We start from the raw sequence: 24,862 nt of genomic DNA, 5'->3' as shown, positions 1-24,862 counted from the left end.
TCCTCCTGTTTGAAAACGGGTCTTCTGAGGTTTTGGAATGATTGGACAGGGGGAGCAGAAAAAGTCACGCCCAGGAGTACGATCGCTCCCAGGCGTGACAAAAGACAAAGTTAGTCGGTGCGAGCTGGTCGCCCGAGCTGGACGCTGCTACATAGATTAGCCGTATTGCTCGCTTGTGGCTGTGCTAGCGCAGCAACCCGTGCGAGTTACTCCTGCATCAGCGCCTCTATATCTACCTTTGGCTTGGCACTGGTGCGCTGCCTAGCGTGGAAAGCTTTGTAGAGGACTGGCACGACAATCAGCGTTAGCAACGTAGAGAGTGCCATACCACCGATGATGACCCATGCCATACCAGTACGTAGCTCGGCACCCGAGCCACGAGAGAGGGCTACGGGGAGCATACCGATGATGGTCGACAGTGCCGTCATAAGGATCGGTCGTGTACGAAGCTTGACCGCCTGAATGAGCGCTTCGTCCACGGGCAAGCCTTCGCCACGAGCTTCGTTGGCAAAGTCCACCAGTAGGATCGCATTCTTGGCGACCAGTCCCACCAGCATCACCATGCCGAGCATGGCGTAGATACTCATGGCTGTATTGCTCATAGCCAAGGCTAGGAGCGCCCCCACGATGGATAGTGGGATGGCGATCATGACGACGAGCGGGTCTGTCCAGTTGTTGTACAGCAGGACGAGGGCTAGGTAGATGAAGAGTAGGGAGAGCAGGATAGCGGTGGTGAGGACGCTCATCGAGTCGGCCATCTTTTTCATATCTCCTGCGGTCTGTATCTGTACGCCTTGGGGCATCTGAGTCTTGCTGAGCTGGCCCATAAACTGCTTGGCGATGGCTCCTGCAGGTACGCCGTAGGCTTGTGCACGCAGGGTCACGGAGCTATTGCGGTTGAAGCGCTCCAAGCGACTAGGACCGATACCGAGCGATACATCGGCAAACTGCGACAACTGTATCAGATCGCCCTGAGGATTAGCAACGGTCAGCCCTGCGACATCTTCGATGGAGCGACGAGAGAGCTTGTCGGCACGTATATTTATCGCATACTCGTAGTCCCCTTGCGTGTAGCGGAGCTGGTCATTGCCCTGGAAGTTGGTCTGCATCATACCCCCCACGTTGTCTAGCGTTAGCCCCAGATTGGACATCTTATCACGATCCACCTGAACGATGATTTCGGGGGTAGCGTTTTCGACCGAAAGGGTAGGCTGTATGACTCCAGGGATGGAGCTGAGGAGCGCCAAAGCCTTGTCCGCAAAGAGCGCCACCGAATCCTTGTCCGCACCTGAAACGATGTACTCGACAGCCGCCTTGGAGACGGTACCAGTCATGCTCACACTATAGACGTTGACACGCGCATCGACGAGGTAGTCGGTCAGAGGTTTGCGGATACGAGCCACGTAGGCTTCGGTACCTTCGGGCGTCTTCCGGAGCTTGACGTCTAGCTCAGCGAGGTAGGGGGTACCTTTGCTACTCTGACTGTTGTCACTCGTTAGTCCGACCATGGTCACTACTTTCTCCACCTCGGGGCGCTGCATGAGCCAGTTCTCAGCCTTGCGCACGAGCTGGTTAGACTCAGCCATAGAGATATCTTTTGGCATCTCGAGCTGTATGATACACTCTTGGCGGTCCATGTAGGGCTGGAACTCAAAGTTGATAAAGCCCAAGGGGAAGAGGACTAGCACCGCAGCCATCAGTGCGACAACGATGCCTGCCAAAGCCCAGCGATGGCTTAGTCCCCAGCGTGTGAGCGACGAAATGCCCTCGGCAAAGCGGCTGATGCCACGCTCGAAGCCCGTGAGCATACGACCCAGCGGGCGGTCGCTACGTAGAGGCTGTATGTTGCCCAGCCTAGAGGTGAGCAGAGGCACCAAGGTGAGGGCAGCGAGTAGGCTAAAGAGGATGGCGATGACGATCACAGCGCAGAACTGACGCAAGATGTCCGACACCAGCGAATTGGTAAAGATGATCGGCAGGAAGACCACGACGAGGACGAGCGTCACGGAGATGACCGTGAGCCCGATTTCGTTGAGCGCATCCCAAGTGGCTCGGACACGGTTCTTGCCCATCTCCATGTGCCGGTAGACATTCTCGATGACCACGATGGCATCATCGACGAGGACACCGATGACCAGCGAGAGGGCTAGGAGCGACATCATATTGAGCGTGAAGCCGAAGATACGCATGCCGATGAAGGAGGAGATGAGCGATACGGGTACCACGACCATCACGATGAGCGCATTGCGCACGTTGTGCAGGAAGAGCAGTATCACGAGCGATACGAGTAGGATAGCTAGGAGGAGGTCTGTCAGCACGGAGCTGATAGCATTGCGGGTGAAGGTGGTTGTGTCTTGTGCTACCTCCACTTTGAGTCCCTCGGGGGCGTACTGCTCTTCGAGTGTCTTGATCTGCTTGCCGATAGCTTCGCTCACCTGGAGCGCATTGGCATCGGACTGCTTGAGGATATTGAGCAGGATCGCCTCCTGACCATTGACGCGTCCCATCTTGACAGGGTCTTTGACCCCGTCTACCACCTCAGCGACATCCTCTAGACGTATGGGCGCGCCAGAGACATTGCGCAGGATGATCTGGCGCAGCTCCTCGATGGAGGTTATTTTGCCAGAAAGACGTACGGCCATCTGCGTTTCGTCGCTCTGCAGGTAACCCGTTGGGAAGTCTAGGTTGGACGCTCTGATGGCACCCTGCACCATCATCGGTGTGATGCCAAACTCCTGCATGCGTCCCTTGTCAAGGTTGATCTGTATCTCACGCTCTACACCGCCGACGAGGTCTACATTGGCGACGCCCTTGATGTGCGATAGCTCGGGGACGATGCGCTTGTCCACAAGGTCGTAGAGCTCTGTGGAGCCGATGTCGGCTCTGGCGGAGAGGATCAGGATCGGCTTCTCGTCTACCGATACCTTAGATATACGAGGGGCAAAGACTTCGCGAGGGAGCTCGGCACGCTTGGCAGCAAGACGGTTTTGCGCCTCGGTCATAGCTTTGTCAATGTCGGTACCAAAGTCAAAGGAGACCATGATCATCGACATCCCCTCGAAAGAGTAAGACTGCATTTGGTCGATACCCTCCATGCTGGAGAGCACCTCCTCTGCCTTTTGCGTTAGCGAGTTCTCCACTTCGCTAGGCGATGCGCCAGGGTAGATGATCTGTACGTTGAGCAGAGGCGGTGTAAACTTAGGCATCAGCTCTGCACTCAAGCTCTTGAAGCTTAAGTAGCCCAGCACAGTCAGCAGTATGAAGAGTACTGTGACGTAGATGGGGCGTTGGATAGATAACTTTACGATTTTCATGCTGTGGTCCGCTAAGTCACTCGTTGATGGTCTTGACGGGTAGTCCGTCCGATACGTTGATGAGTCCGGCTACGATGACACTTTCGCCAGCTTGTAGCCCGCTCAGCACCTCGATGCGGTCACCGATGAGAGAACCAGCCGTGATCGCCTTCTGCTTAGCTACGCCCTGCTCTACGACATAGACGTGAGCGTCCTTGACACTCCCGACGATAGCGCGGCGGGGAATCAAGATACCGTGCGTCTCCTGCTGATTGCCAAAGGATACGGAGACATACATCCCAGGGCGCAGACCCTCGGCTCCCTGCTTGTCTAGCGTCACATCGACGGGGAAAGCGAGTGCGTGGTTCGCCTTGTCACCTACCATAGATATCTTGCCTGTGATCGTCTGACCTGGATAAAGCTCGCTCTCCACGGAGACTGTCTGTCCCTTGGTGAGTTGCAGACGCTGGCGTTCGGTCACGAAGCAACTAGCCTTGAGCTGCGAGTCGTCGACGATGTCAAAGAGCTTCGTGCCTGGGTTGACATAGCTCCCGACCTCTACGTAGCGCTTGTAGATCTCTCCCGAGATAGGCGCCTTGATAGAGGCATCGGTAAGGCGACTGCGACTAGATATATACCGTCCCTGAGCAGCGACCATCTGCGTGTGCATCGTCGAGAGCTGTTGGTCGGTCACACCGCCCTGATCGTGCGCCTGCTGAAAGCGCTCGTAGTCCTTCTTGGCTGCTTCGTAAGCTACACGACTAGCCTCGGCATCGGCTCGGAGCGTCTCGGCATCAAGCTGTATGAGGAGCTTGCCCTTGGAGACATGGTCACCCTCGTCGGCATAGAGCGAGACGATGCGTCCACCGAGACTGGAGACGAAGGACAGATCTTTGGCACCCTCCACGAGTCCATTGGCGGTGAAGTCTGCGGTATAGTTGCTCTCGCTGACTACCTCTGTGCGTACAGCCACGGCTGCCTCCTCAGCGAGGAGGTCTTGCGTCTTGGCGGTTGTGGATTTCTTGTTCAGTACTAGGACTAGTACGATGAGTCCGATAGCTAGTACGATGGTTATCGGTAGATAGACTTTTCGTTTCATAACTAGATAAGTGTGATGCTATTGAGTTGTTCTTTAATTCATTAAGTCTCTGATCTCGCCTTTGCTCTTCTTGAGATCGATGTATGCCTTGATGTAGTCGCCGAGGGCGTTGGCATAGGTCATCTGCGCCTGCACGAGCGACTGGCTCGCGTTGAGCACATCAGAGAGCGAAGCCACACCGAGGGTGAAGTTTTGCTGTGCTAGGTCAAAGACCTGCGTTGCGAGAGTTTGGTTTTCCTTTTGCAAAGCAATCGTTCGCTGGGTGTCTTGTAGCTTAAGCGAAGCGTTGAGGTGCGTCATGCGTAGCGACTGGTCGAGGGAGCGCAGATCTTCCTGCGTCTTGAGCAGATCCATATGACTCTCGCGCACCTTGGAGAGGCGAGATAGACCGCTAAAGATGGGCACCCGCAGGCTTAGCCCCAGCATCGCTGTCGGGTAACCGTAGTGCGTGTTGCCACCGCCAAAGAGTTGGTCGCTCATATAGTTGTACTGCGCATTGAAAGCGATAGAGAGGGTTGGTATGTAGTCATACTTCTTAGCACGCTCCTGTAGGCGAGCCATCTTCTCCCGCTCTTGTAGCTGCTGGTAGGCGACGTGCTGTATCGGGTCAAAGGTAGCTGCGCCACTCTCGGCGATCTCCTGCTGAGCTAGCTGGTCTAGGTCTAGCGGAGCTATCACAATCGGCTCTGTAACATCTAGTCCCATCTGTAGCTTGAGGAGGTTCTTCTGTACCTCCAGTCCACTCTCGATGGCTGCATGCTGTGTTTTGAGATTGGTCAGGTTGACCTTGAGACGATCCACGTCCACCTTCTTGATCAAGCCACTGGAGTAGCTAGCCTCCATCGTGCGGAGCATCTTCTCTACCAGCTCTACACTATGCCCCATCTGCTCGGCGGCATACTGCGTGACCTGAGCTCCATAATATAGTGTCGCGGTCTGGGCGATCACATCCTCTTCGGTGGAGGTGGCTGCTAGTGTCGCCATACGCTCGGATACCTTGGCTATGTCAAGTGTGTTGAAGAGCGACATGTTGAGGATCTGCTGATTGACGGCAACGCCAGCATTGGCGCTGTACTGCGTCCCCATCTCGATGGTCATGTATTGCGAAGCGTTGGGGTCTCGCATCTTGTCGGGGAGCATGTTGTTCATAAAGTTTGGCATGATGAACTTAGCCTTCTTCAGGTTGTCATTCAGCGCTGCCGACCCGCTGATCTGAGGCATTAAAGCGCCGATGACCTCTTTGCGAGCTTGCTTCGCTTTTTCCTGATCGTAGGTAGACTTCTTGACATTGCCGTTGTGCTGCACCGCATAGTTGAGGCACTGCTGTAGCGAGTAGCTCTCCTGAGCATAGCCTGGAGCTGCGAGCAGGAGCAGGCTGAGGAGGAGTAGCCAGGTGCGACGATTAGATTTTATCATGGTTGTACTGTATAAAGTGATTTCCTTCTGCTGATACGATAGCTCGTAGATGGTACTGTAGTATGGAGGCAAAGTAGCTACCCGTGGGTAGTGGCTGATTGCGAATCACGGCCTGAATGTAAAAGCCAAATATCGAGTAAGAGATATACTTGCATACGAAGGGAATATCCAGATCAGCTCTGTAGAGCCCCGCCTGCACACCACGCTGCAGATTGGCCGTCATCTTCTCCTCGAAGTATCTAGACCCCATGAGGTGCTCGAGTGTCGCCTGGTCTGGGTTGCTCCGCATCAGGTCGGAGAAGAAGACTGGATTGAGCGTGACAAAGAGCTCATCCAACTGTGCGAAGCACTTTGTCAGGCTCTCTATGGGGTTACTCTCGTCCTCCTCGAGCATCGACAGGACACTCTGGAAGTCTCCCGAGATAGCGTGCACGCACTCCTTGAGGAGCTCATCCTTAGAGCTAAAGTTATTATAAAGGGTCTTCTTGGTGATCCCCATCTTGGTAGCCATCTCATCGAGCGACAGTCTGAAGCCCTCTTGCTTGAGTATGCTGATAGCCTTGGCTACATACTTATCCTTGCGACTATTTGTATTCATACGGTCCATATTTAATACGTTTGCGCTTATAACTAGAACTATTTCGTTCTATATTACGACGCAAAGGTACACTTTTTCCAATACAAAAGTGTAATACGTGTAGTTTCTTTCCGGATCTTTAGTGAAAAGGAGGAGAAATAGTCGGACTAGATCGTCCTTTCAAGTGACAAAAGCCTGTATTAAGGCGCATTTGAGAGAAGAAAGAGAATCCCCACGGAGGAAAAAGAGAATCCCCACGGAGGAAATCGAAAATCCTCACGGAGCGATTTGATTTTTCCACAGGGAGCGATTAACCTCTTCGATCAAGTGTGCAAGAAATCAGTAGCTAACAACCTAATGTACAGTTTATTGACACTGCGTCAAGCCAGGGGTGACGCATTGTAACCAGCCGTCTAGGGACTGCACATGACGATAGCTAGGGATACATGGTTTGAATATCACTACAGAGGGGCTACAAAACCTCTCTGATTACACTTTCCTTCCGAAGTATGGAATTCCTACCTAGGAATTTGCCAAATAGGCACCTAGGAATTTGCCCAATTCCTACCTAGGAAATAAAAAATACTTCGGAGGAATCAAATGAAACTTCGGAGGAATCAAAAAATAAGTCCGAAGAATTGCCCATTTCCTAGGTAGCTATTTGGGGAATTCCTAGGTAGGAATTTGGCAAATTTCTAGGTAGGAAATGAAACGAGCTCATTTTTATCATGCGTCAGCTCTGTGTGTCAACCTTAGATCCACAGGCTAGCCTCTAATATTATTGTACCTTTGTGGCTAGCTATAATTACGACAAACTAGATGGGTATAGATACGGTAGCACTCATGAGTACTCTGATGCGGATCGGGCAGTTGCTCTTGGCGCTGAGTCTCTTGGTCTTTATACATGAGCTGGGACACTTCCTCTTCGCGCGGCTCTTTGGTGTGCGGGTGGACAAGTTTTACCTCTTCTTTGATGTCAAGGGTAAGGCGCTCTGGCGCTATCGACCCAAGGGGAGTGAGACGGAGTACGGTATCGGCTGGCTTCCGCTCGGGGGCTACTGCAAGATCCACGGCATGATCGACGAAAGCCTTGACACGGATCAGATCAAGGAGCCGATGCGTGGCAACGAATTTCGCAGTAAGCCTGCATGGCAACGCTTTTTCATCCTGATCGGTGGGGTGCTCTTTAACTTCATCTTGGCGCTCCTGATCTATGCAGGCATATCGTACCACTGGGGCGATGTGGAGATGTCCTCACGGTCGGTCACGGCGGGGATGATCTTTAGTCCTGCGGCTCAGGAGGTGGGCTTCCACGATGGAGACATCATATGGTCTATCGACGGCAAGGAGCGGGACGTGCTGCGTGCCGACTTCATGCGTGCGGTGATCGAGGCAAGGGAGGTGACCGTGCAGCGCGATGGTCAGCTGGTCAATATAGCGATCCCTGACGATATGATGCAGCGTATCTTGCGGGGCAACGAGGGGCTGATGACGATGCAGGTACCCTTTATCGCAGATAGTATCGTGCCAGGCAGTGCGGCTGCCAAGGCGGGGGTGCTGCGTGGCGACAAACTGCTCGCGCTGGACAGTATCCCGATGCCTCACCTGCCGAGTGGTCGTCGCTACTTCTACACCCATGCGGGCGAGTGGATTAGCTCTGAGTGGCTCCGTGGCAGTGATACGGTGCAGCTTGCGATACGCCCCGACACGACGGGCGTGATCGGCGTGATGCTCCGTCCGCTACAAGACATTTACGAGGTGCAGCAGGTGCACTATTCACTGCCGCAGAGCTTTGTCGTGGGGTGGCACAAGGGTATCGGTACGCTCTCGGGCTATGCGCAGGATATGAAGTATGTCTTCACCCCTGAGGGAGCCTCTTCATTAGGGGGCTTGGTCTCGATGGGTAAGCTTTTCCCTGCCCAGTGGGACTGGTTTACCTTCTGGCAAATATGCGCTCTACTGTCGATCATCTTTGCCTTTATGAATATCATCCCCATACCGGGACTGGACGGAGGACATCTGCTTTTCGTCATCTGGGAGATGATCACCGGGCGCAAGGTAAAGGACGAAGTGCTGATACGAGCGCAGATGGTGGGGATGCTGCTCCTGATAGCTCTGGTGATCTATGCTAATGCCAATGACCTCTTTAAGCTCTTCTGACAAGATGCCTAGCGACATAACCTATCCCTCGGACTATCTAGACAAAGTAGGCTACTACGACCTGCTAGATCTGATCGCCTCGGAGTGTCACAGCTCTATGGGGCGGGAGATGGTCGGTGCGCTGACCGCCTCGACTCGTCCAGACGCTATCCGCCATCGCCTAGAGCGTGTGCGGGAGATGAGACATCTGCTGAACGTCACGATGGAGCTACCCACACGACGTGTCGCTGACCTGCGGGCTACGCTTGGCACGCTACGTGCTGAGGGCAGTTACCTGACTGAGGAGGAGTTGGCGCAGGTGGCTCAGGCTATCGTGAGCTATGAGGCGTGGTCGAGGCTCTTGACGAAAGTGCAGGACAATGGGGCGGGAGACGTCACACCGCTCTATCCCAGCCTGTCACGGCTTGTGGTGGGTAGTGAGGGACTGCAGGAGATAGCGCAAACGATCTTGCGCAAGCTTGATCCGCATGGAAGACTGGTGGACAACGCTTCGCCACGTCTTGCCGAGCTACGCCTCGCCCTCCAGCGTGAGGAGCGTGCTATTGCGAAGCTGATGCGAGGACTGCTCACGGCAGCGCAGGCGGCTGGCTATGTCGAGGAGGATGCGCAGGCGACGATGCGCTCGGGGCGTCCCGTCCTACCTGTGACTGCTATGCACAAGCGTCAGATACCAGGTATCGTTCACGACGAGAGTGCCACGGGCAAGACGTTATATATAGAGCCTCTTGAGGTGGTCGAGGCAAACAACCGTATCCGTGAACTGGAGAGCGAGGAGCATCGTGAGGTGATCGAGATTTTGCGCCAGCTTACGGCACCTATTCGGGAACGTCGTGAGACGCTGTCTCAGCTTTACCTCTCCATGGGGCGTATCGATGCGGTCTGTGCGATAGCTCGCTTTGCCGATGAGATGCACTGCTCCATACCTGAAGTGCGCAACAAACCAACCATTCAGTGGTACCAGGCGGTCAATCCGATACTGCAGCACACGCTCAGCCAAGAGGGCAAGAGCGTCGTGGCGCAGAATATCTTGCTACGCTATCCCAACGAACGTATCCTTGTCATCTCTGGTCCTAATGCTGGCGGTAAGTCGGTCTGTCTCAAGACGGTCGGACTACTTCAGTATATGCTGCAGAGTGGCATCCCGATTCCCGTGCACCCTGATTCGCTGGCGGGCGTCTTCAACCACCTAGCGATAGAGATAGGCGACAATCAGTCTATGGAGGACGATCTGAGTACTTACTCTTCGCACTTGAAGCACATGCGGGCGATGTCGGCCACTTGCGGAGCGAATAGTTTGCTCCTGATTGATGAGTTTGGAGCTGGCACGGAGCCTGAGCTGGGTGGAGCCATAGCGGAGGGGCTTTTGGCTCTCTTTAATGAGCAGCGGGCGTGGGGCGTCATCACGACGCACTACCGCAATCTCAAGGAGTATGCGACCACGCACAAGGGCATCGTCAACGGGGCTATGCTCTATGACCAAAAGGAGATGAAGCCGCTTTACGAACTATCCATTGGTCAGCCAGGAAGCTCCTTTGCGCTAGAGATAGCACGTCAGCAAGGGTTGCCCCGCAAAGTGCTGGAGTACGCTACCGAGCTGGTCGGCGAGGAGGTCATCCAGAGCGAGCGCTACGTGCAGGATATCGTACGCGACAAGCAGTACTGGCAGCGCAAGCGCACCGAGATAGAGCATCGTGAGCAGAAGCTCGAGCGCCTCCTCGCAGACTATGAGGCGCGTCTGTCGAAGCTCAAGGAGCAGCGGCAGGACCTCCTGACGCAAGCACAGCAGGAGGCGACTCAACTACTGGATCAGAGTCGTGCTCAGATCGAGCGCACCATCCGTGAGATCAAGGAGAGTCAAGCGGAGCGACAGCAGACCAAGGAGGCTCGCCAAGCTCTCAGCGCCTACAGCGAGCAGCTGGCACAGGCTGAGACGCTGGAGCAGTCGGGTAGTGTGGAGCGTGAGCTGGAGCGACTCAAACGTCGCAAAGAGCGTAAGGAGCGTAAGCGCAAGCAGGGTGGCGCTCCAGAGCGTGGTGCGCAAAGCCAGTCGCCAGTCAAGCTCTCTGTGCCGAAGCCTCCCAAGGAGGGGGACGAGGTGCGGGTCACAACTATGAATGTGGTGGGCGTCCTCTCTGAGCTCTCGGCCAGTAGTGCCACGGTGGTGGTGAATGGTCGCATACGCATCACCTGCAAGCCCAATGAGATCGTACGACTTGGCAGTGAGCGCAAGGAGGAGCAAGCGCAGGCGGCTCCGCAACCAGCCCGTACAACCAATGTGGTGGAGCATCTGCATGAGCGTCGGCTGGACTTCTCCGACCGACTAGACGTGCGGGGTATGCGTGCTGCGGAGGCGATCCAAGCGGTCCAATACTTCCTTGATGATGCGATCAGTCTAGGCTTCAACCGTGTGCAGATACTGCACGGCACGGGGACGGGAGCGCTACGGATCTCTATCCGTGAGCTACTCGACCACTATCCAGGGGTGAGCCACTATCATGATGAAGATGTGCGGTTTGGCGGTGCAGGCATTACGATCGTTCATCTGCAGGAGTAGGGGGCTTCTCTATTTACCGCTTTTGCTCCTCCTTCCTCTGACGGGATGGGCGCAGAGCGATTCGCTCACGATGAGTGAACTTCCCCTCGAGTGGCTCGTCGAGAGCTTGCCGAGTGACGAACTCTCCGAGCTAGGGGAGGACGACTTGCTAGAGCTATCACAGCAAGATACGAAGGCAAAGGAGCTGCTCGACCTGAACCGTGCTACTCAGCAGGAGCTGCAGGCGCGCTTCCCCTTTCTCACCCCCCAGCAGCTTCATCAGCTTAGGCTGTATCGTGACGAGCGCGGTGGCGAGCTCCAGTCGGTCTATGACCTCAAGTGGATCACGGGCTGGGATCGTGAGACGATAGCTCGTGTGGCTCCCTATGTGACGGTGCGACCTTTCGCTGGGGAGCCTTACGAAAAGCCCAAGGCGCCACTCACTGGCGAAGCTTACCTTGCGATGAGCTACCATAAAGCTTCCGAAGCCGTCTCTGAAGCGTGGTACGACCCGCTCAAGCTTCGCTCGGCTATATCGCTTAGGCAGAAGGGGCATTGGCAGGTGGCGGCTCAGTATCAGAGATACCCACAAGAGCTGGCGAAAGATGGCACCTGGCGCTACTTCGCTATGTATGAGCCTCGCTTGCCCTATCTCGATAAGGTGCTGCTCGGTCACTTTAAGGTGGGGTGGGGCGCTGGTCTCCTTGCTGCTCGCTCCGTCTGGGTGAGTGCGAGTGCGCTACCACAGTTCACGCGTCATAAGTCGATGATCTCCCCTTCGCTCAGTGCAATGCGTGAGCGTACTTTGCGGGGCATTGCGAGTGAGGGGCATTGGGGAGCGTGGGGCTACTCCGCATTCTACTCATACAGTCGGCTCGATGGCACGATCGATGAGCGACAAGGCTTGATCCAGTCTATCAGACCTAACATGCGCTACGACACCCCTGACCGACGAGCCCAGCGAGCGCTCATACCGATGCAGACGGTGGGGGCGCAGCTCGCCTACACCATGCCACGAGCCTCCCTTTCGCTACAGACGCTCTATGCCGACTGGATGGGCTATGACTTAGCCTTCATGCCTGGGTACAAAGCCATAGCGAGCGACAACCCGCTCCAGTCGCATTGGCTCACTTCGCTGGCCTACCAGTGGCATAGCCAGTCGCGACGCTTGGAGCTACAGGGCGAGCTGGCCACTGAGCAGCTAGAGCATCTGGGCTTCATACAGCACCTGCGCTACCACACCCCTCGGCAGCGAGACCTCGACGTGACACTATATTATATGTCTCCACGCTTCGCCTCCTATTACGGTCGGAGCGAGAGCCACTACGCCCGTCTGGGCAACGATATGGGGCTTCGCCTCTATGGCTCTATGCGCCTGATGAAGCGCTCCACTCTGCGTGCTATGCTGGAGCTATACGAAAGCCTTGAGCCTCGCTATCATAAGTTAGAGCGCAGTCGTGGTCTCCTGACACGTCTCTACCTTACTACCCGCTACAACAATCAGGTCGAGCAACTCTGGTACGGGCAGTTGGGACGCTCCAATGAAGAGGCGTTGCGCTGGCGACTCAGTAGTACGCTACGCTATAGCCTAGATGCTATCTCCCTGCAGCTTGTCGGCACCATCCAGCAGCGTCGATTAGAAGGACAAGATGAGGCGCAGTGGGGGCGGTCGCTTACTGCCGTTGCCCGCTATCGTACGGGCGTGCGCCGTCCGCTCAGCGTCGCGCTCTCGGGACATTACTACCACGCCGACCACGTGCGGGTCGCGAGCTACGCTTACCTACCCACCTCTCGCTACGCCTTCGGACTGTACAGCGCTACGGGTCAAGGCATTGCTACTGCACTACTCCTGCAGTGGCAGCTAGCGCCGCACTGGACACTCTCAGCCTCCATGCGCTACGATCGTAACCTAGACGAAGGCCTTCCCCGCTGGCGCGCCGACAGCTACCTTGTCTACCGCTTCTAAGAGCCCCCTAGATTCCGCAATTCCTAGGCGTCAGACTTGCGGAATTTTGTTTTTCGCCTAGAGTTTGCCAAGTCAAATAAAAGTAGTACCTTTGTGCCAGCAAAGCCCAAAAGGAAGTGTGGGTGAGTGGCTGAAACCAACAGTTTGCTAAACTGTCGTACGGGTAACCGTACCGGGGGTTCGAATCCCCCCGCTTCCGCAGTAAAGGGTGTAAATCAACGTTTTACGTGGTTTACACCCTTTTTCGCACCCAAAAAATTACTGGTTGGAATATTTGACTCAGCAACTTCGATGGTTTTATGCTTTGCAATGTCTATCTAGAGTCTCTAGCGGGGGAGGGCAAACCGCGATCTACTATTTGAATTAAGCTAGATTGGCGGGATCTAGGAATTTCAGTAAGTTTGGATAGAAAGCGATATTCCTTTATAAAGGGTGTTCCATACGACTGGCAGATTTTCGGGTAACGATTTGGCAACCATTCCTTTTGCTCTGCTTTGTTTTGCTTGCAAAGAACTCTTTATCTTTGGCAAAGGTAGAAGGTATCTCCGAACACAACTTTCTTCTCTGTCATTGCTTCTTCCCAATCAAGAAAAAAGAAGTTGGCATTGAGCATAAGAAAGACTACTCTCCTACCGGCCTTAAAAAATAGAAACACGATGTTGTAAAGAAATTGCGGATATATGGAATTGCTCCAATTACGGCATATAGTTTTCGAGGGCGCAGGTGGAATTTTACCTCATAATGAGGATTGATAAAATAGAATGTTCTGTCAATGGCTTCAAAACCTTCTTTTCTCATCGTGCTTTCAAATAATTCTATCGAACATTTGGTTTGCTTGATATTCAGCAATTCACTGACACACCCTTTATCCTCTTTCCAAGCCCTTAATATCCACTCATAAAATGAGGTTGGAAGTAGGTGGAAGAATGGCAGATGCGATAGGAAGCGGCTTCTGCATATCTGCTGATGTACACCGAATGGCATCTGCCAAGCAGGAAAGGACATGAAAATCCCCCCCCCTTGTTTTAATAGCTGTTTACACTTGCACATGAATCCCTCCTTATCGTCAATATGTTCTATCACATCATGGCATACAATTAAATCGAATTGATGCTTGAGTTCCTCCAATAGGAATACATCGGAAGCAATGAAACGCCCTTTTGCTCCATTCTCTAGGAAGAACTTTCTTGCGTCCTTTATCCGTCCCTCTGCCATGTCCACACCCACGACATCGCAACCCATGCATGAGAAAGGTAGGAGATTTCCACCGTCTCCACAACCTATTTCCAACACTTTCATTCCTCTCTCCACCTGCTTGTGCCGTTGGATGTAAGGAATGAAATACTTCTTGCTTGTAGTTGCAAGTTCATAGAAATACTGTCTTCTGTTAAGTTGTCTTGACTGCATCGCGCTTTGTATACTATTAGTCCAAGCACAAAGATAGTAAAACACAGGAAAAACCACTGATTTCAAAAAACACACCTATAAATGATGATGAGACGATATGAGATAAAATATTGTGGTAGAAGTTTTATATCAGAGTGGCAGCCTTGTCTAAAAAAGGTCATGGAATGAGATGCAGAAAAGCAAGGGGGGCATGCGGATACACGGTTACAGCCTGACTCCCTTGTTCCTGTTTTCTTTTGAGGAAAGGATGTGCGTCTGTCTGATTTTCTCCCACTGCCCCTTGAACCATACGGTAATCATTACTCTGTTCACAAGGGAAAGGATTAGTGCTGAAGTTGATGAGAGAGTAAGGTTTGCTCCTCCGTAAGTCGTTGCTGCTGGATGGCGAGTTCGGCCTGTCGCTGAACTGCCTTTTCGTGGTTAATGACACGTTGCTCTAGAGTGGCAATGGCTTCGTTAGAGCGGTGATTTTCAAAGATGCTATCGAGTCGGGCGAAGGAAGTGTTACTGACTGAGTGCTCCATACGTAGGATGCGATATCGTAGGGCGTAGCTTTCGAGGGTTTGATTGGCATTGTGGAGATAGACCGCCCAAGCGATCGTGCAGGCGATGAGTACGATAGATATTCCCCAGATCAGCCATTCTATCCAACGTTTGACATCAAAGAGGTAGTACTTCTTGATCTCTGGAGGAGATTGAGTTTCTTGAATTTTCTCGGATAGAGAGGCTATGCTTTTAGCTTGTCGCTCTTGGTTCTTTGCTATGCTATCTTTGATTTCTCTGATACGTTTGCCAAGAACGATAGCGACATCTGTCAGTTCACTCTTGAATTTGCCATCTACCTCAATCTTTTGCCCAATAAGGCGTGCTACATCCATAAGAGAAATAGCGTCATCTTCTGAGGAACTGGTTGCGGGGTTAGGTTGAGATACAAGGTTGGTAATACTAGCTTTGAGCTCTCTGTTCTGTTGCTTGATCTCCTCTAGTACTTCAAGGAGAATATTCATTTGTTCGTTCATAATCTTCTGCGTTTTAGTTTCTTATTAGCTTGATTTCTTAGTTTACGTTGGAATACGAGTTCAGCAACGTCAACTGCTGGGACATTGCTGTCAAAGAGTTCTTCAATGAAGTTCTCAGATGAACTCTCAGACTCTCTTTGTTCGGAAATCTCTGGTGCTTTTTGAGAACTGAGAACCTTTGCATTCTGCTGGAGGAGTATAGATAACTTTGAGTAGCTACAAGAGCGGTCAATGTATGAGCCACTGAAGCTAACTCCATCCATGCTAAAGACTACTCCCTCAATGAGATCTGTTTTGCCCTTGGTCTTGAACTGCACGTCAATACTCTGCTTTTGCAAAGAAGAAACAAGTTGTTCCCAATTCTTGCACTTGGGCAATACCTCTGTAATAGCATCGTAGATGGTGTAGCGAACTTTGTCATTGCCACGCAGTCTATTTCTTTTAACTTCCGTCTTGCCTTCTCCGAGCTTCAGCTGATATTTGTCTGTAAGCTCTCTGCATATCTTGGTGGAGCGAAACTTCTCATTGCTATCCGAGATGGTGTTGCCGTAATCGTCTACCCGATTGATGCAGATGTGGAGATGTGGATGCTCCCTGTCCATGTGTCTAACAATTAGGTACTGAGTATCTGAGTAACCCATCTGCCTCAGGTATTCCCGTGCAATATCAACCATCTTATCGTCATCTAGTCGCTCACTGTCTTCGGAAGAAAAACTGAGGATGGTGTGACAGACTGGCTTCTTGATATTGGGTCGCATAGAGGCTTGCAGGTTGAAGTCTACAGCAATCTCATTTGATGTAGCATCAACTCTTACACCTTCGCCATCAAGAATACGAGCCATACCTTCACGCTTACCCAGCATGTAGGTAATCATTCCAGAGAATGAAGTCCCTTTAATGATCTTTGCAATCATGACTTCAGCTCCTTGAGGTGTTTGTCTACGCATATCCTCAGTAGCTTAAGTTCTGTTGGGATTGCAGAAATACCATAGGTGTTAAGGCGATGAGCAATCTGATTGATGTTATTCGCAATACCTGTGAGCTGACGAATCTCATTCATCTGTTCAGGGGTAATGCGAGCCTTCACTTGGCTCTCATAAATAAGTGTGCGTAGATACTCACTCTTATTTAAGCCTGCCTCGTTCGCCTTGCTCTTAAGGGTAAAATACTCCTTGGTATTTAGTTTGAGCAATACGGAATAGCTTCGCTTTTCCGATAACTTTTTCTTAGGGCGACCGCCCTTGTTCGTTGTATTATCGTCCATAAATATTCTGTCAATAATGAGACCATCGGGATGATTTTTCGCCTCCCTTTGGTGGGGTGAAAAGTAGGTTTTGGGTAACCCAAAACACAAACTTGCTTCTCAGAAAATCTGTATGATAGATATGGCTCTGCCAAGCTCTGCTTGATTGCTTTTGGAAGAGCCGTAATTGTGCTGTGGCTTTTCAAGTGACGAAGCAAAATAGATCACGTGAAGAGTGATTAACGATCACGTGACGAAAGATCACCTGAGTTTTATCTTTCGCTTAGACTTCATACTTATCTCTTTAGGAATTCGCTTTTGACATAGAAAGTCATTCAGATCCTTAAAGTCCGAAAACCTTTCTGAGATGTTTTCGACAGGGAGATTCAATCTCAAGAGTCTATTTCGGGCATCCTTTCCCGCAGCATCGTTATCGAGAAAGGAGTTTATTTTCTCGTACTTAGCAAGGAGAGGAATTGCTTTCTCGAGGTTGCTAACAGAGTTAAGGATTAAAGCTGAACTCTCTTGCTCTTTGGGATTCATCGTCAATAAACTTAGGTAATCCATAAACCCTTCAAAGAGATGGATTGACTTGGTGTCATTGTCAAATAGAGAAATCTCCTTTGGTGGAATACAGCCTTTGAAGAATGGGTTAAGGGTTTCATATCCACTAGCATTATTCGGAAAGCCAATAGAGAAATAGGTCTTACCATTTACTCTATAATGAACCTCCTTGCAGTACAGCTGAGCGATGAGAAAAGAAATTCGCCTATTTTTCAACAACTGAATTAACGCTGGGTGCTGTAGCTCTTGAACTCTAATGTCTGATAGCCCTTTATGAGAGGGTGTTTGCTGACGAAAAGAAAAAGAGTTGCTGTTGTGGAGAGGGCATGCTTGTCCTATGGCAATGAGTGCCTCAGAAACAGTTACAATATGATTGATCTTCATTGCCAAATCAATAATATTCCCTTTTTCCCCACTTCCAAAGTCGTGCCAGCAGTTGATGCTTGTATTAACTTTGAATGAGGGCGTACTCTCTGACCGCAAAGGAGAGTAGTACCAAAGACTATTGTTTAGTACTTTGACAGGCTTTATGCCGAGCGTGAATAGGTAATCCTGTAGCGGAATTAGCTTTGCTTGTTTTGCATTCATCTTCTGATCTCTTTTTCTTTTCGTTAGCAAAGGAAGTCTCTATTCAGTTCGGTATGGTACAGGAATATATATCCTGATACCGAACCGAACTGATTTACAATTGGTATGGTATGGGTCAAAACCTTATATGCCCATATCGGACTGAACCGATAATCAATAGTAGAAATTAGGCTCATACAAGTACTTCTTATTCTTGAGTGTGATCATTCTCTTATTCTTCAGGAAAGTGAGTAGCTTTTTTGTTTTCCCTATACCATATGTAGTACCGACAATTTCAGCGTATCCTTTTCGTAAGGCATCCACTAGCTCACCATAACCTAATCCCCCTTCACTTTCAGAGAAAACCACTTCTAAAGCTTGTCGGTGTTGATCCTCTGTAAGCTCTGTATAGTCGAAGGCCGTTTTTGAAGTAATCGCTTCATCTTGAAAGTTTGTATCCAACTCGGGGACATTGATATGGTCTGGCTCATCAGTGATACGAAAAGCAAAATTCTCGAAAGGCTTTGAACGGATAAATGCGGGTGATACGATGGATCTATCGGGGTCTTTCGGATCTTTGGTTACTTGAAGGACAGTTTCTGCCTTATTGTTGAGTTCAGTTCCAATATGACCTCTACTATTGTCATCACCTTTATTTAGATGAAGCACAGTCTGGATATGAATACCTCGCTCACTAGTCCACTGCATAAGGTTCCCGATAAGAATCGTAGATTGAGTAGGATTGTTGATGTCGAGTATCAAGTCTCTAATTCCATCAATAACGACAAGTCCCACCCCTTCAATCTCATAGATCGCCTTTCGAATCACCTCGCATCGGATTGCAGGGTCAGATATTTCTCTAAGGTGACTGAAGATGAGATTCTCAGGTTGTTGGTTAAGTGGTAGTCCAGCTAACTTCAGTATTCGCTGTAATACCAGTTTGCAGTGAAATGGGCTCTGCTCAGTATCGAAGTAGAGGATTTTTCTTTTTTCTGAAGGAAGAGATGCTCTATACTCTAATACCTGTCCGTTGATAAGTGCGGCTGCAACGATGGCAGAAACATTAAAAGTCTTCTTTGCCTTGGCTTTGCCTGTTGAGGCACTAAAGTTACCCAATGTGCCAATGATGGCATCATCCACTTGGAGGATAACGGGTGGTAAAGAGAACTCATCCGTTACACGGACTAAAGACTTATTCCAAAGGGAGTCATAGTCTACATTTTGGCTCTGTGGGATCATACTCATCTCCTTCCTCCGGTTTTCTTGCCTGCCAGCTCCAATGCCAGCTCAGCATCCACGATAATCTTTCGACCAATTTGTGTAATGGCTTGGTCAATTTTCCCGCTTTTCTTGATGCGATTGGCTGTTGGAATACTGCACCCAAATAGCTTTGCTATACCTGCAATACCATAGACATATTTCTTGTGGGTATTAGCTAAAGGAGAAACTGGTTCAGTTGCCACAGTTCGATTAAGTCCCTCTTTGAGGAACTCCATAAATTCGCCACTCGTCATTTGCCATAGTGGCTTATTTTCATCTGTCATAAACTCTCAGATAAGCTTGTTAAACATTGTGCTTCACTGGCCATGTAAAGCATTGATCTTTTGCAGTCTGCAGTGCAAATCTATGATACTATATTGAGAGTTTAAAGGGTCAGGGATGTATCGGGAAGTGTCAAGAAGTTTAAGGAGGTAAGGAGAGAAGATTTCCTCAATAATTTGAGCGTTTGGAAGCGGAACTTGAATACAAAAAAAGCCCCTTGTCGATTTGAACAAGGGGCAGTAATTAGGTTGGGTTTTATGCGTTACAGAATAGTGTCAAGTTCCCACGCCGAAATATGGTCAATACCCTCATTTGTTGGAAGCTTGAAGTCATCCAAACTGACCACATACTTCTTGAAGTTATCTTCTATCGACAAAAGAGAGCGGTACTCTCGCTCTATTGTCTCTTGCTCCGTTAGTTGTAGAGTGACTTGGAAATATAACCTCTTGCTTCCTTTGATAGCGACAAAGTCTACCTCAGCCTCTTTATTCGTGCCTACATAGATTTGATATCCAGCCCGTCTAAGGCTTAAATAGACAGCATTCTCCAATAAGTACCCCATTCCATAGCCAAATCCAGAATAGAGGTAATTGTGGTAGCACAAATCATTCAGATAGTACTTGTTATTAGCCGAAATTGTCTCCTTGCCCTTGATATTATATCTCTCTACCTTATGCACGAGGAAAGTACTCTCGAGATGGGAGATATAGTTGGAGAGCGTCTCGTAGTTGGTTTTCCTATTTCGAGACTTAAAGAAGTTGACGATGTTGGCGATGGAGATAATGTTGGAGGCGTTATTGACTAGATACACAAAGAGGTCATCTAGGAGCTTCACATCCTTTACTTTATACCTAGCGACAATGTCACGAAGCATAACAGTGTCCTTGATTGAAGAGACGTAGTTTTGCTTCATCTCATCATTGGGGAGGTTGAAAAGCTCTGGTAGGGCTCCAGTTTGAAGGAAGTCTATATAACTTTCTCTATTAGGCTCTTTCTGAGTGATACCACAGAACTCTGAAAAACTAAAGGGGAGTATTTCAAACGCTACATATCTTCCCGATAGTAGCGTTGCAAGTTCACCAGATAGCAGACTAGAGTTGGAGCCACTGATAAATATCTCACAAGGCTCAGCAAAGTCTTGGGAGTGTGAGTTGACAAATCGTTCCCACTCTTCAATGCCTTGTATCTCATCGATGAAAAGGAATACTTTTCCTTGCGGGTTGAGGTCTTTCTTGTATTGCTGAAATAGGTTCTCGAGGTCTTGATAGTCAAGAATGTCTGAAAACTCCAGGTATTCCTTGTTGATGTAAAGAATGTTATTGGGACGAGTGCCGTTGGCAATTAGCTGTGAGGCTATTTGCCTTAGGATGTAGCTCTTTCCGGCACGTCTCTGACCTACCAATACTTTGATCAGTTTGTTGTCAATGTATTGACCTATCTTATCTGTGTAGAATGTGCGTGGATACCCTAAGTCTATAGGGTTCTCATCCCAAAAGTTGTATTTTCGTATCGGTGTGAGCATGTCAGGTGTACTTGAAATTCTTCTGCAAATGTAGGGATTTTCAAGCACACTTGAAATTTCTGTCGTAGATGTCATAGTTTCAAGTCTACTTGAAATTTCAAGTTCAGTTATAACTGATCGAACTTATTCATTGCGTTAGCCTTTATATCATCAGCGATATCGATGTATGGTTTCATCGCTTTATAGTCGCTATGACCAGTCCACTTCATTACTACATTAGCGGGTATTCCCAAGGAGAGTGCATTACAAATGAAAGTTCGCCTTCCTGCATGAGTACTCAGTAGTGCATACTTGGGAGTCACTTCATCAATTCTTTTGTTGCCTATATAGTAGGTTTCTCTTATTGGTTCATCAATCCCCGCCAGTTCTGCCAGCTCTTTCAAGTAATCATTCATTCGTTGATTGCTGATTACTGGTAAAGCCTTGTCTTTCTCAAAGACCACATTCTCATACTTTTCAAGAATTGATCTGCTGTGTTTGTTCAGTTCTATGATTAGGCTATCAGCTGTTTTGACTGTAGTAATCTCAATATGATCCTCTTTGATGTCGCTCCTTCTGAGATTAAAAACATCAGAATAGCGGAGACCTGTAAAGCAACAAAAAAGGAAAACATCTCGTACTCGCTCTAAGTACTGTTTGCTTTCAGGTATCTCGCACTCCCTTAGACGTGTCAGTTCATCCCATGTGAGGAAAATTACTTTCTTCTGGGTGCTTTTTAGTTTTGGCTTAAATGTTTCATAAGCAGTAAGAGTCGTATAGCCTTTGCCAAAACTCCATCTTAAAAACCACTTGAGAAATGAAAGTTGATTCTCTATAGTGCTATTCCTCATCTTTCTCTTGTCTCGAAGAAAAAGGACGTACTTATTCAACCCGACTTCGTCAAATAGTTCAAAGGATACAGAGGGATTAAACTCTAGAAGATGGTTCTTCACAGCTGCAAATTTCTCATAGGTAGAGTGCGTCCAGCTATTTTGTACACCCCTTTCACTGACAAACTCATCAAATGCCTGCATAAAGCATATTCCCTCAGGTTGCTCTTCATTTCTCAACCTTGAATTGAATATATCTTTGATTTGTTCAGGGGTTGGAATTAGCTCCTTAATTTCAAACTCCTTGAATATCTTCTGCATTTCAGATCCATATCTCTGCAGGTCTGCATTGATCTCAGTAGCTGATTGCTTGAGCTTATTGGTGCATCCTCTTTTCACCTGCTGAAGATCACTATCCCACTTTGAAGCATCAATTCGGTATCCAGTCGCAATCTCAATGCGCTTACTGTTATAAATCACACGCATTCTGATGGGCACATTCTCTGTAATGAGTACTCCATCTTTCTTGCGTCTCTCCAGTGCGAAAATAATGTTCCTCTTAATATTCATAGTTCATACGCTGATTAAATCTACACCCAAATTTACACCCAATTTTCGACATATGGAAAGAGGTCGTATGATATTCTGTTTAAGTAGTGATTTTATATTCTGCTGAAATACAGCGAATTGATATTTTGTGATATTCTGCGATTTTCAAGGTTTTGGAGCCCCCGCTTCCGCAAGAGGTCTTATTTAGAGTTTCAACAAGGTATTCAAATAAGGCTTCAAATCAAGGAAAAGTCGTTGTAGAACAAGCTTCTACAGCGACTTTTCTCGTATACACTGACTACCGATGAATACCTATAGATGGTGTTAGGTATTCGCCAAAAGGTCATTTTCTGCTACATTTTCTGCTACACTAACTTTGGGTAACCGAAAAATGTAGCAGTGACTACCAAATGACCACTAAATTGACCGCTGTAAGTCGCTTGTTTTCAGAAAGATATTTACGAACTTTGTGGCAGTTATGCTACATTAGTTTTGGCGCATTTTGCTACAGAATTAGTGTGCTTCTGCTACACAAAACTAAGTGACATGAGAAGACAGTTTAAGGTATCCTTCTACCTACGCTCTAACTACGAGAATAAAGAAGGGAAATCTCCAATCATGCTTAGGATCTTTCTCAATCGAGAAATGGCAAACCTTGGCACTACAAAGCTCTTTGTAAAGAAGAGTATGTGGAATAACTCCACCAGTCGGATGAAAGGACGTACGGCTGAAGCACTAACCCTTAACGCCTCCTTAGACTCACTTTCCACCTCTCTATATGAGATGTTTGGGAAAATGAAAGAAGAGGAGGACTTAACAGTCGAAAGACTAAAGCAAGTATATCTTGGCAGAGACAAGGAGTTTACTACTTTACTCCCAGTCATAGATAGATATCTAGACCATATAGCACAACAAGTGGGAAAGTCTCTTAGTAAAGACAGCTTGCAGAAATACACCGTGGTTAAGACACACTTCGTGCGATTCTTAAAATCCACCTACAACCGAGAGGATATAGGTCTCTTAGAGTTTACACCCTCAGTGGTTATGGACTTTGAACTCTATCTTAAGACGAAAGCTAATTTAGCTCATAACACGGCACAGAAGAAGCTCAAACTTCTTAAGACAATGACAATATTCGCACAAAAGAGAGGCATAATCATGCATGACCCTTTCCTTGACATCAAATTCCACACGAAACCTGTTGACAGAGGGTTTTTAACGGAAGATGAGGTATCCCTTATTGTTGCCAAAGATTTAACAAGACTGCCACGGTTGGAGCTTGTAAGAGATATATTCATATTCTCTTGCTTTACTGGTTTGGCTTACATTGATGTACGCAACCTAACTCCAGAGGATATAGTAGTTATGGATGACAAAGAATGGGTTATGTCAAAAAGGAAAAAGACTAACATTGCATTTAATGTCCTACTCCTTGATCTTCCCAAAGCCATTATTTCTAAGTACAACCATGACACATATAGAGATGGCAAGCTCTTCCCTATCCTTAGCAATCAGAAGATGAATTCGTATTTGAAGGAGATTGCAGACATTTGTGGTATCAGCAAGAACTTGACTTTCCACCTAGCTCGGCATACCTTTGCTACTCTCTGTCTCAGTAAGGGCGTTCCTATGGAAAGTGTCTCTAAAATGCTGGGGCATACCAATATCCGAACAACGCAAATCTATGCCCGGATTACCAATAAGAAGATTGAACATGACATGGAGCAGTTTGCCGACAAGCTAGGCAAGTTCAATACGGCTATGGGTATCGGGGAGAATAGCTGGCAATAAGTGAACCATTAAAACCAAATAAGAAGATGAAGACAACGAATAAGAAAGAACTATCCTACTTCCGCTTAAAGCTAGAGAGCTACCTTAGTGAGCATTTCCCTGAGAAGGTGGAAGACAAGCCATTTATCAAGGCACGAGCTGATGAAGCTCTTACTACCTACTGTGATGCTGTGGAAGAGGGATTCTCATATCCCGAGGCAGAGAGTATGGCGAGTGAAGTACTGTATCGTGACCTGCATTTCTCCAAGTACGACACGCTTGTGTCCGTCTTGGAGAATGAGTTTGAAAAAGAACTCCCCTCTCCACTCCCCGAGCGACTCTCTCAGATACTTCTCGGGAACAAGGCGATACAAAACCTATTTGACAAGTATAACCTTACGGATGAATTTGTTGCAACACCTGAGTATGACACGCTCTACACAGAACTGACAGGAACAGTTGTACTTCTTATCGAAGCTAATCAACTTCCCACGGTAGGCGATGTGAGTGCATTAGAGTAGACAATGTAGCTTATCCCTATCTCGTGAGCCTTTTGAGCTTCAAGAGCCAAGATAGTCTCTCTGCTCCATACGTCAAGAGCATATTCTATCTCTTGTCTTTATGTCGCATAGTCTCTTGGCTCTGCTCTTGAAAACTCTAAAAGACTCCGAATATGAATAGATCTCTCATGAACAAAGACCTGCACAGTCCAGCCTTCATACGGGCAAGTGTTCCTGCAGATAAAGAGGAACCACTACAAGTTGCGTCCAAAACAACTTCGAGCAACGGCATCAAATGGTCTCGCATCATCCGACTTACCTTTCTT

18 protein-coding genes and 1 tRNA gene are annotated in these 24,862 nt (G+C 48.8%); 6 read left to right on the top strand and 13 right to left on the bottom strand.

All coding sequences use genetic code 11. The annotated features are described in order from the left end of the window. Positions 1 to 206: 206 nt before the first annotated feature. The 4 genes from L215_RS0101530 to L215_RS0101515 are packed head-to-tail and all read right to left on the bottom strand — an operon-like array spanning position 207 to position 6,406. On the bottom strand, positions 207 to 3,314 hold the full coding sequence (locus L215_RS0101530) for an efflux RND transporter permease subunit (protein ID WP_025883189.1): 3,108 nt from the start codon (positions 3,312 to 3,314) through the stop codon (positions 207 to 209). Positions 3,315 to 3,330: 16 nt separating this feature from the next. Then, a complete protein-coding gene (locus L215_RS0101525) occupies positions 3,331 to 4,392 on the bottom strand; it encodes an efflux RND transporter periplasmic adaptor subunit (protein WP_027451229.1) in 1,062 nt (353 codons plus the stop codon). A 33-nt stretch (positions 4,393 to 4,425) separates the two neighbouring features. Beyond that, positions 4,426 to 5,808: a TolC family protein gene (locus L215_RS0101520; RefSeq protein WP_025883190.1), complete on the bottom strand. Its 1,383-nt coding sequence runs from the start codon at positions 5,806 to 5,808 to the stop codon at positions 4,426 to 4,428. Next, entirely contained in the window at positions 5,795 to 6,406 is a 612-nt protein-coding gene (locus tag L215_RS0101515) for a TetR/AcrR family transcriptional regulator (RefSeq protein WP_025883191.1), read from the bottom strand. Before L215_RS0101515 ends, L215_RS0101520 begins: the two co-directional genes overlap by 14 nt. 798 nt (positions 6,407 to 7,204) lie before the next feature. Here L215_RS0101515 and rseP point away from each other — a divergent pair. The 4 genes from rseP to L215_RS0101495 all read left to right on the top strand — a co-directional run bounded on the left by rseP (position 7,205) and on the right by L215_RS0101495 (position 13,243). Further along, positions 7,205 to 8,545 (top strand): RIP metalloprotease RseP, encoded by a 1,341-nt coding sequence (gene rseP / locus L215_RS0101510; RefSeq protein ID WP_025883193.1) that lies wholly within the window; start codon positions 7,205 to 7,207, stop codon positions 8,543 to 8,545. Beyond that, positions 8,523 to 11,099, top strand: coding sequence for an endonuclease MutS2 (locus tag L215_RS0101505; RefSeq protein ID WP_238296391.1), 2,577 nt, complete (start codon positions 8,523 to 8,525; stop codon positions 11,097 to 11,099). Before rseP ends, L215_RS0101505 begins: the two co-directional genes overlap by 23 nt. Continuing rightward, on the top strand, positions 11,041 to 13,044 hold the full coding sequence (locus L215_RS0101500) for a transporter (protein ID WP_244869661.1): 2,004 nt from the start codon (positions 11,041 to 11,043) through the stop codon (positions 13,042 to 13,044). Before L215_RS0101505 ends, L215_RS0101500 begins: the two co-directional genes overlap by 59 nt. Before the next feature lie 112 nt (positions 13,045 to 13,156). Continuing rightward, a tRNA-Ser gene (locus tag L215_RS0101495) sits at positions 13,157 to 13,243 on the top strand. Between the two features lie 422 nt (positions 13,244 to 13,665). On the opposite strand, the gene L215_RS0101490 is transcribed toward L215_RS0101495, so the two are convergent. The 9 genes from L215_RS0101490 to L215_RS0101450 form a co-directional block, all read right to left on the bottom strand. Beyond that, positions 13,666 to 14,451, bottom strand: coding sequence for a class I SAM-dependent methyltransferase (locus L215_RS0101490; RefSeq protein ID WP_027451227.1), 786 nt, complete (start codon positions 14,449 to 14,451; stop codon positions 13,666 to 13,668). 323 nt (positions 14,452 to 14,774) lie between these two features. After that, positions 14,775 to 15,470, bottom strand: coding sequence for a hypothetical protein (locus L215_RS0101485; protein WP_025883197.1), 696 nt, complete (start codon positions 15,468 to 15,470; stop codon positions 14,775 to 14,777). Then, positions 15,467 to 16,384 carry a relaxase/mobilization nuclease domain-containing protein gene (locus L215_RS0101480; protein ID WP_025883199.1) on the bottom strand — a complete coding sequence of 306 codons (918 nt, stop codon included), beginning with the start codon at positions 16,382 to 16,384 and terminating at the stop codon, positions 15,467 to 15,469. Before L215_RS0101480 ends, L215_RS0101485 begins: the two co-directional genes overlap by 4 nt. Then, positions 16,381 to 16,734 carry a MobC family plasmid mobilization relaxosome protein gene (locus L215_RS0101475; RefSeq protein WP_025883200.1) on the bottom strand — a complete coding sequence of 118 codons (354 nt, stop codon included), beginning with the start codon at positions 16,732 to 16,734 and terminating at the stop codon, positions 16,381 to 16,383. The genes L215_RS0101480 and L215_RS0101475 overlap by 4 nt, the downstream gene beginning before the upstream one ends. A gap of 240 nt (positions 16,735 to 16,974) precedes the next feature. Further along, a complete protein-coding gene (locus L215_RS0101470; protein WP_025883201.1) occupies positions 16,975 to 17,865 on the bottom strand; it encodes a toprim domain-containing protein in 891 nt (296 codons plus the stop codon). A gap of 153 nt (positions 17,866 to 18,018) precedes the next feature. Continuing rightward, a complete protein-coding gene (locus L215_RS0101465) occupies positions 18,019 to 19,083 on the bottom strand; it encodes an AAA family ATPase (protein WP_036871816.1) in 1,065 nt (354 codons plus the stop codon). Between the two features lie 2 nt (positions 19,084 to 19,085). Beyond that, positions 19,086 to 19,388 carry a DUF3853 family protein gene (locus L215_RS0101460; protein ID WP_027451226.1) on the bottom strand — a complete coding sequence of 101 codons (303 nt, stop codon included), beginning with the start codon at positions 19,386 to 19,388 and terminating at the stop codon, positions 19,086 to 19,088. 260 nt (positions 19,389 to 19,648) lie between these two features. Further along, on the bottom strand, positions 19,649 to 20,908 hold the full coding sequence (locus L215_RS0101455; protein WP_025883206.1) for an ATP-binding protein: 1,260 nt from the start codon (positions 20,906 to 20,908) through the stop codon (positions 19,649 to 19,651). 107 nt (positions 20,909 to 21,015) lie between these two features. After that, positions 21,016 to 22,287, bottom strand: a complete 1,272-nt coding sequence (locus tag L215_RS0101450) for a site-specific integrase (RefSeq protein ID WP_027451225.1) — start codon at positions 22,285 to 22,287, stop codon at positions 21,016 to 21,018. Between the two features lie 525 nt (positions 22,288 to 22,812). Between L215_RS0101450 and L215_RS0101445 the strand changes: the two genes are divergently transcribed. Together L215_RS0101445 and L215_RS0101440 are read left to right on the top strand one after the other, a co-directional pair. Further along, positions 22,813 to 24,057, top strand: a complete 1,245-nt coding sequence (locus L215_RS0101445) for a site-specific integrase (protein WP_025883207.1) — start codon at positions 22,813 to 22,815, stop codon at positions 24,055 to 24,057. Between the two features lie 26 nt (positions 24,058 to 24,083). Further along, positions 24,084 to 24,557, top strand: a complete 474-nt coding sequence (locus L215_RS0101440) for a DUF1896 domain-containing protein (RefSeq protein ID WP_027451224.1) — start codon at positions 24,084 to 24,086, stop codon at positions 24,555 to 24,557. Positions 24,558 to 24,862 lie beyond the last annotated feature (305 nt).

The organism is Porphyromonas uenonis DSM 23387 = JCM 13868 (assembly GCF_000482365.1).
In the GTDB taxonomy this organism is placed as follows: domain Bacteria; phylum Bacteroidota; class Bacteroidia; order Bacteroidales; family Porphyromonadaceae; genus Porphyromonas; species Porphyromonas uenonis.
The sequence above is the reverse complement of the archived record's forward strand: the minus strand, read 5'-3'. Positions and strand labels throughout refer to the sequence as shown.

Bases quoted from the DNA above. Each gene is read 5' to 3' on its own strand.
- L215_RS0101455 (WP_025883206.1), bottom strand. From the start codon at position 20,908: ATGCTCACACCGATACGAAAATACAACTTTTGGGATGAGAACCCTATA.
- L215_RS0101525 (WP_027451229.1), bottom strand. From the start codon at position 4,392: ATGAAACGAAAAGTCTATCTACCGATAACCATCGTACTAGCTATCGGA.
- L215_RS0101450 (WP_027451225.1), bottom strand. From the start codon at position 22,287: ATGAATATTAAGAGGAACATTATTTTCGCACTGGAGAGACGCAAGAAA.
- L215_RS0101480 (WP_025883199.1), bottom strand. From the start codon at position 16,384: ATGATTGCAAAGATCATTAAAGGGACTTCATTCTCTGGAATGATTACC.
- L215_RS0101530 (WP_025883189.1), bottom strand. From the start codon at position 3,314: ATGAAAATCGTAAAGTTATCTATCCAACGCCCCATCTACGTCACAGTA.
- L215_RS0101490 (WP_027451227.1), bottom strand. From the start codon at position 14,451: ATGCAGTCAAGACAACTTAACAGAAGACAGTATTTCTATGAACTTGCA.
- L215_RS0101485 (WP_025883197.1), bottom strand. From the start codon at position 15,470: ATGAACGAACAAATGAATATTCTCCTTGAAGTACTAGAGGAGATCAAG.
- L215_RS0101475 (WP_025883200.1), bottom strand. From the start codon at position 16,734: ATGGACGATAATACAACGAACAAGGGCGGTCGCCCTAAGAAAAAGTTA.
- L215_RS0101440 (WP_027451224.1), top strand. From the start codon at position 24,084: ATGAAGACAACGAATAAGAAAGAACTATCCTACTTCCGCTTAAAGCTA.
- L215_RS0101505 (WP_238296391.1), top strand. From the start codon at position 8,523: ATGACCTCTTTAAGCTCTTCTGACAAGATGCCTAGCGACATAACCTAT.
- L215_RS0101520 (WP_025883190.1), bottom strand. From the start codon at position 5,808: ATGATAAAATCTAATCGTCGCACCTGGCTACTCCTCCTCAGCCTGCTC.
- L215_RS0101460 (WP_027451226.1), bottom strand. From the start codon at position 19,388: ATGACAGATGAAAATAAGCCACTATGGCAAATGACGAGTGGCGAATTT.
- L215_RS0101445 (WP_025883207.1), top strand. From the start codon at position 22,813: ATGAGAAGACAGTTTAAGGTATCCTTCTACCTACGCTCTAACTACGAG.
- L215_RS0101465 (WP_036871816.1), bottom strand. From the start codon at position 19,083: ATGATCCCACAGAGCCAAAATGTAGACTATGACTCCCTTTGGAATAAG.
- rseP (WP_025883193.1), top strand. From the start codon at position 7,205: ATGGGTATAGATACGGTAGCACTCATGAGTACTCTGATGCGGATCGGG.
- L215_RS0101500 (WP_244869661.1), top strand. From the start codon at position 11,041: ATGATGAAGATGTGCGGTTTGGCGGTGCAGGCATTACGATCGTTCATC.
- L215_RS0101515 (WP_025883191.1), bottom strand. From the start codon at position 6,406: ATGAATACAAATAGTCGCAAGGATAAGTATGTAGCCAAGGCTATCAGC.
- L215_RS0101470 (WP_025883201.1), bottom strand. From the start codon at position 17,865: ATGAATGCAAAACAAGCAAAGCTAATTCCGCTACAGGATTACCTATTC.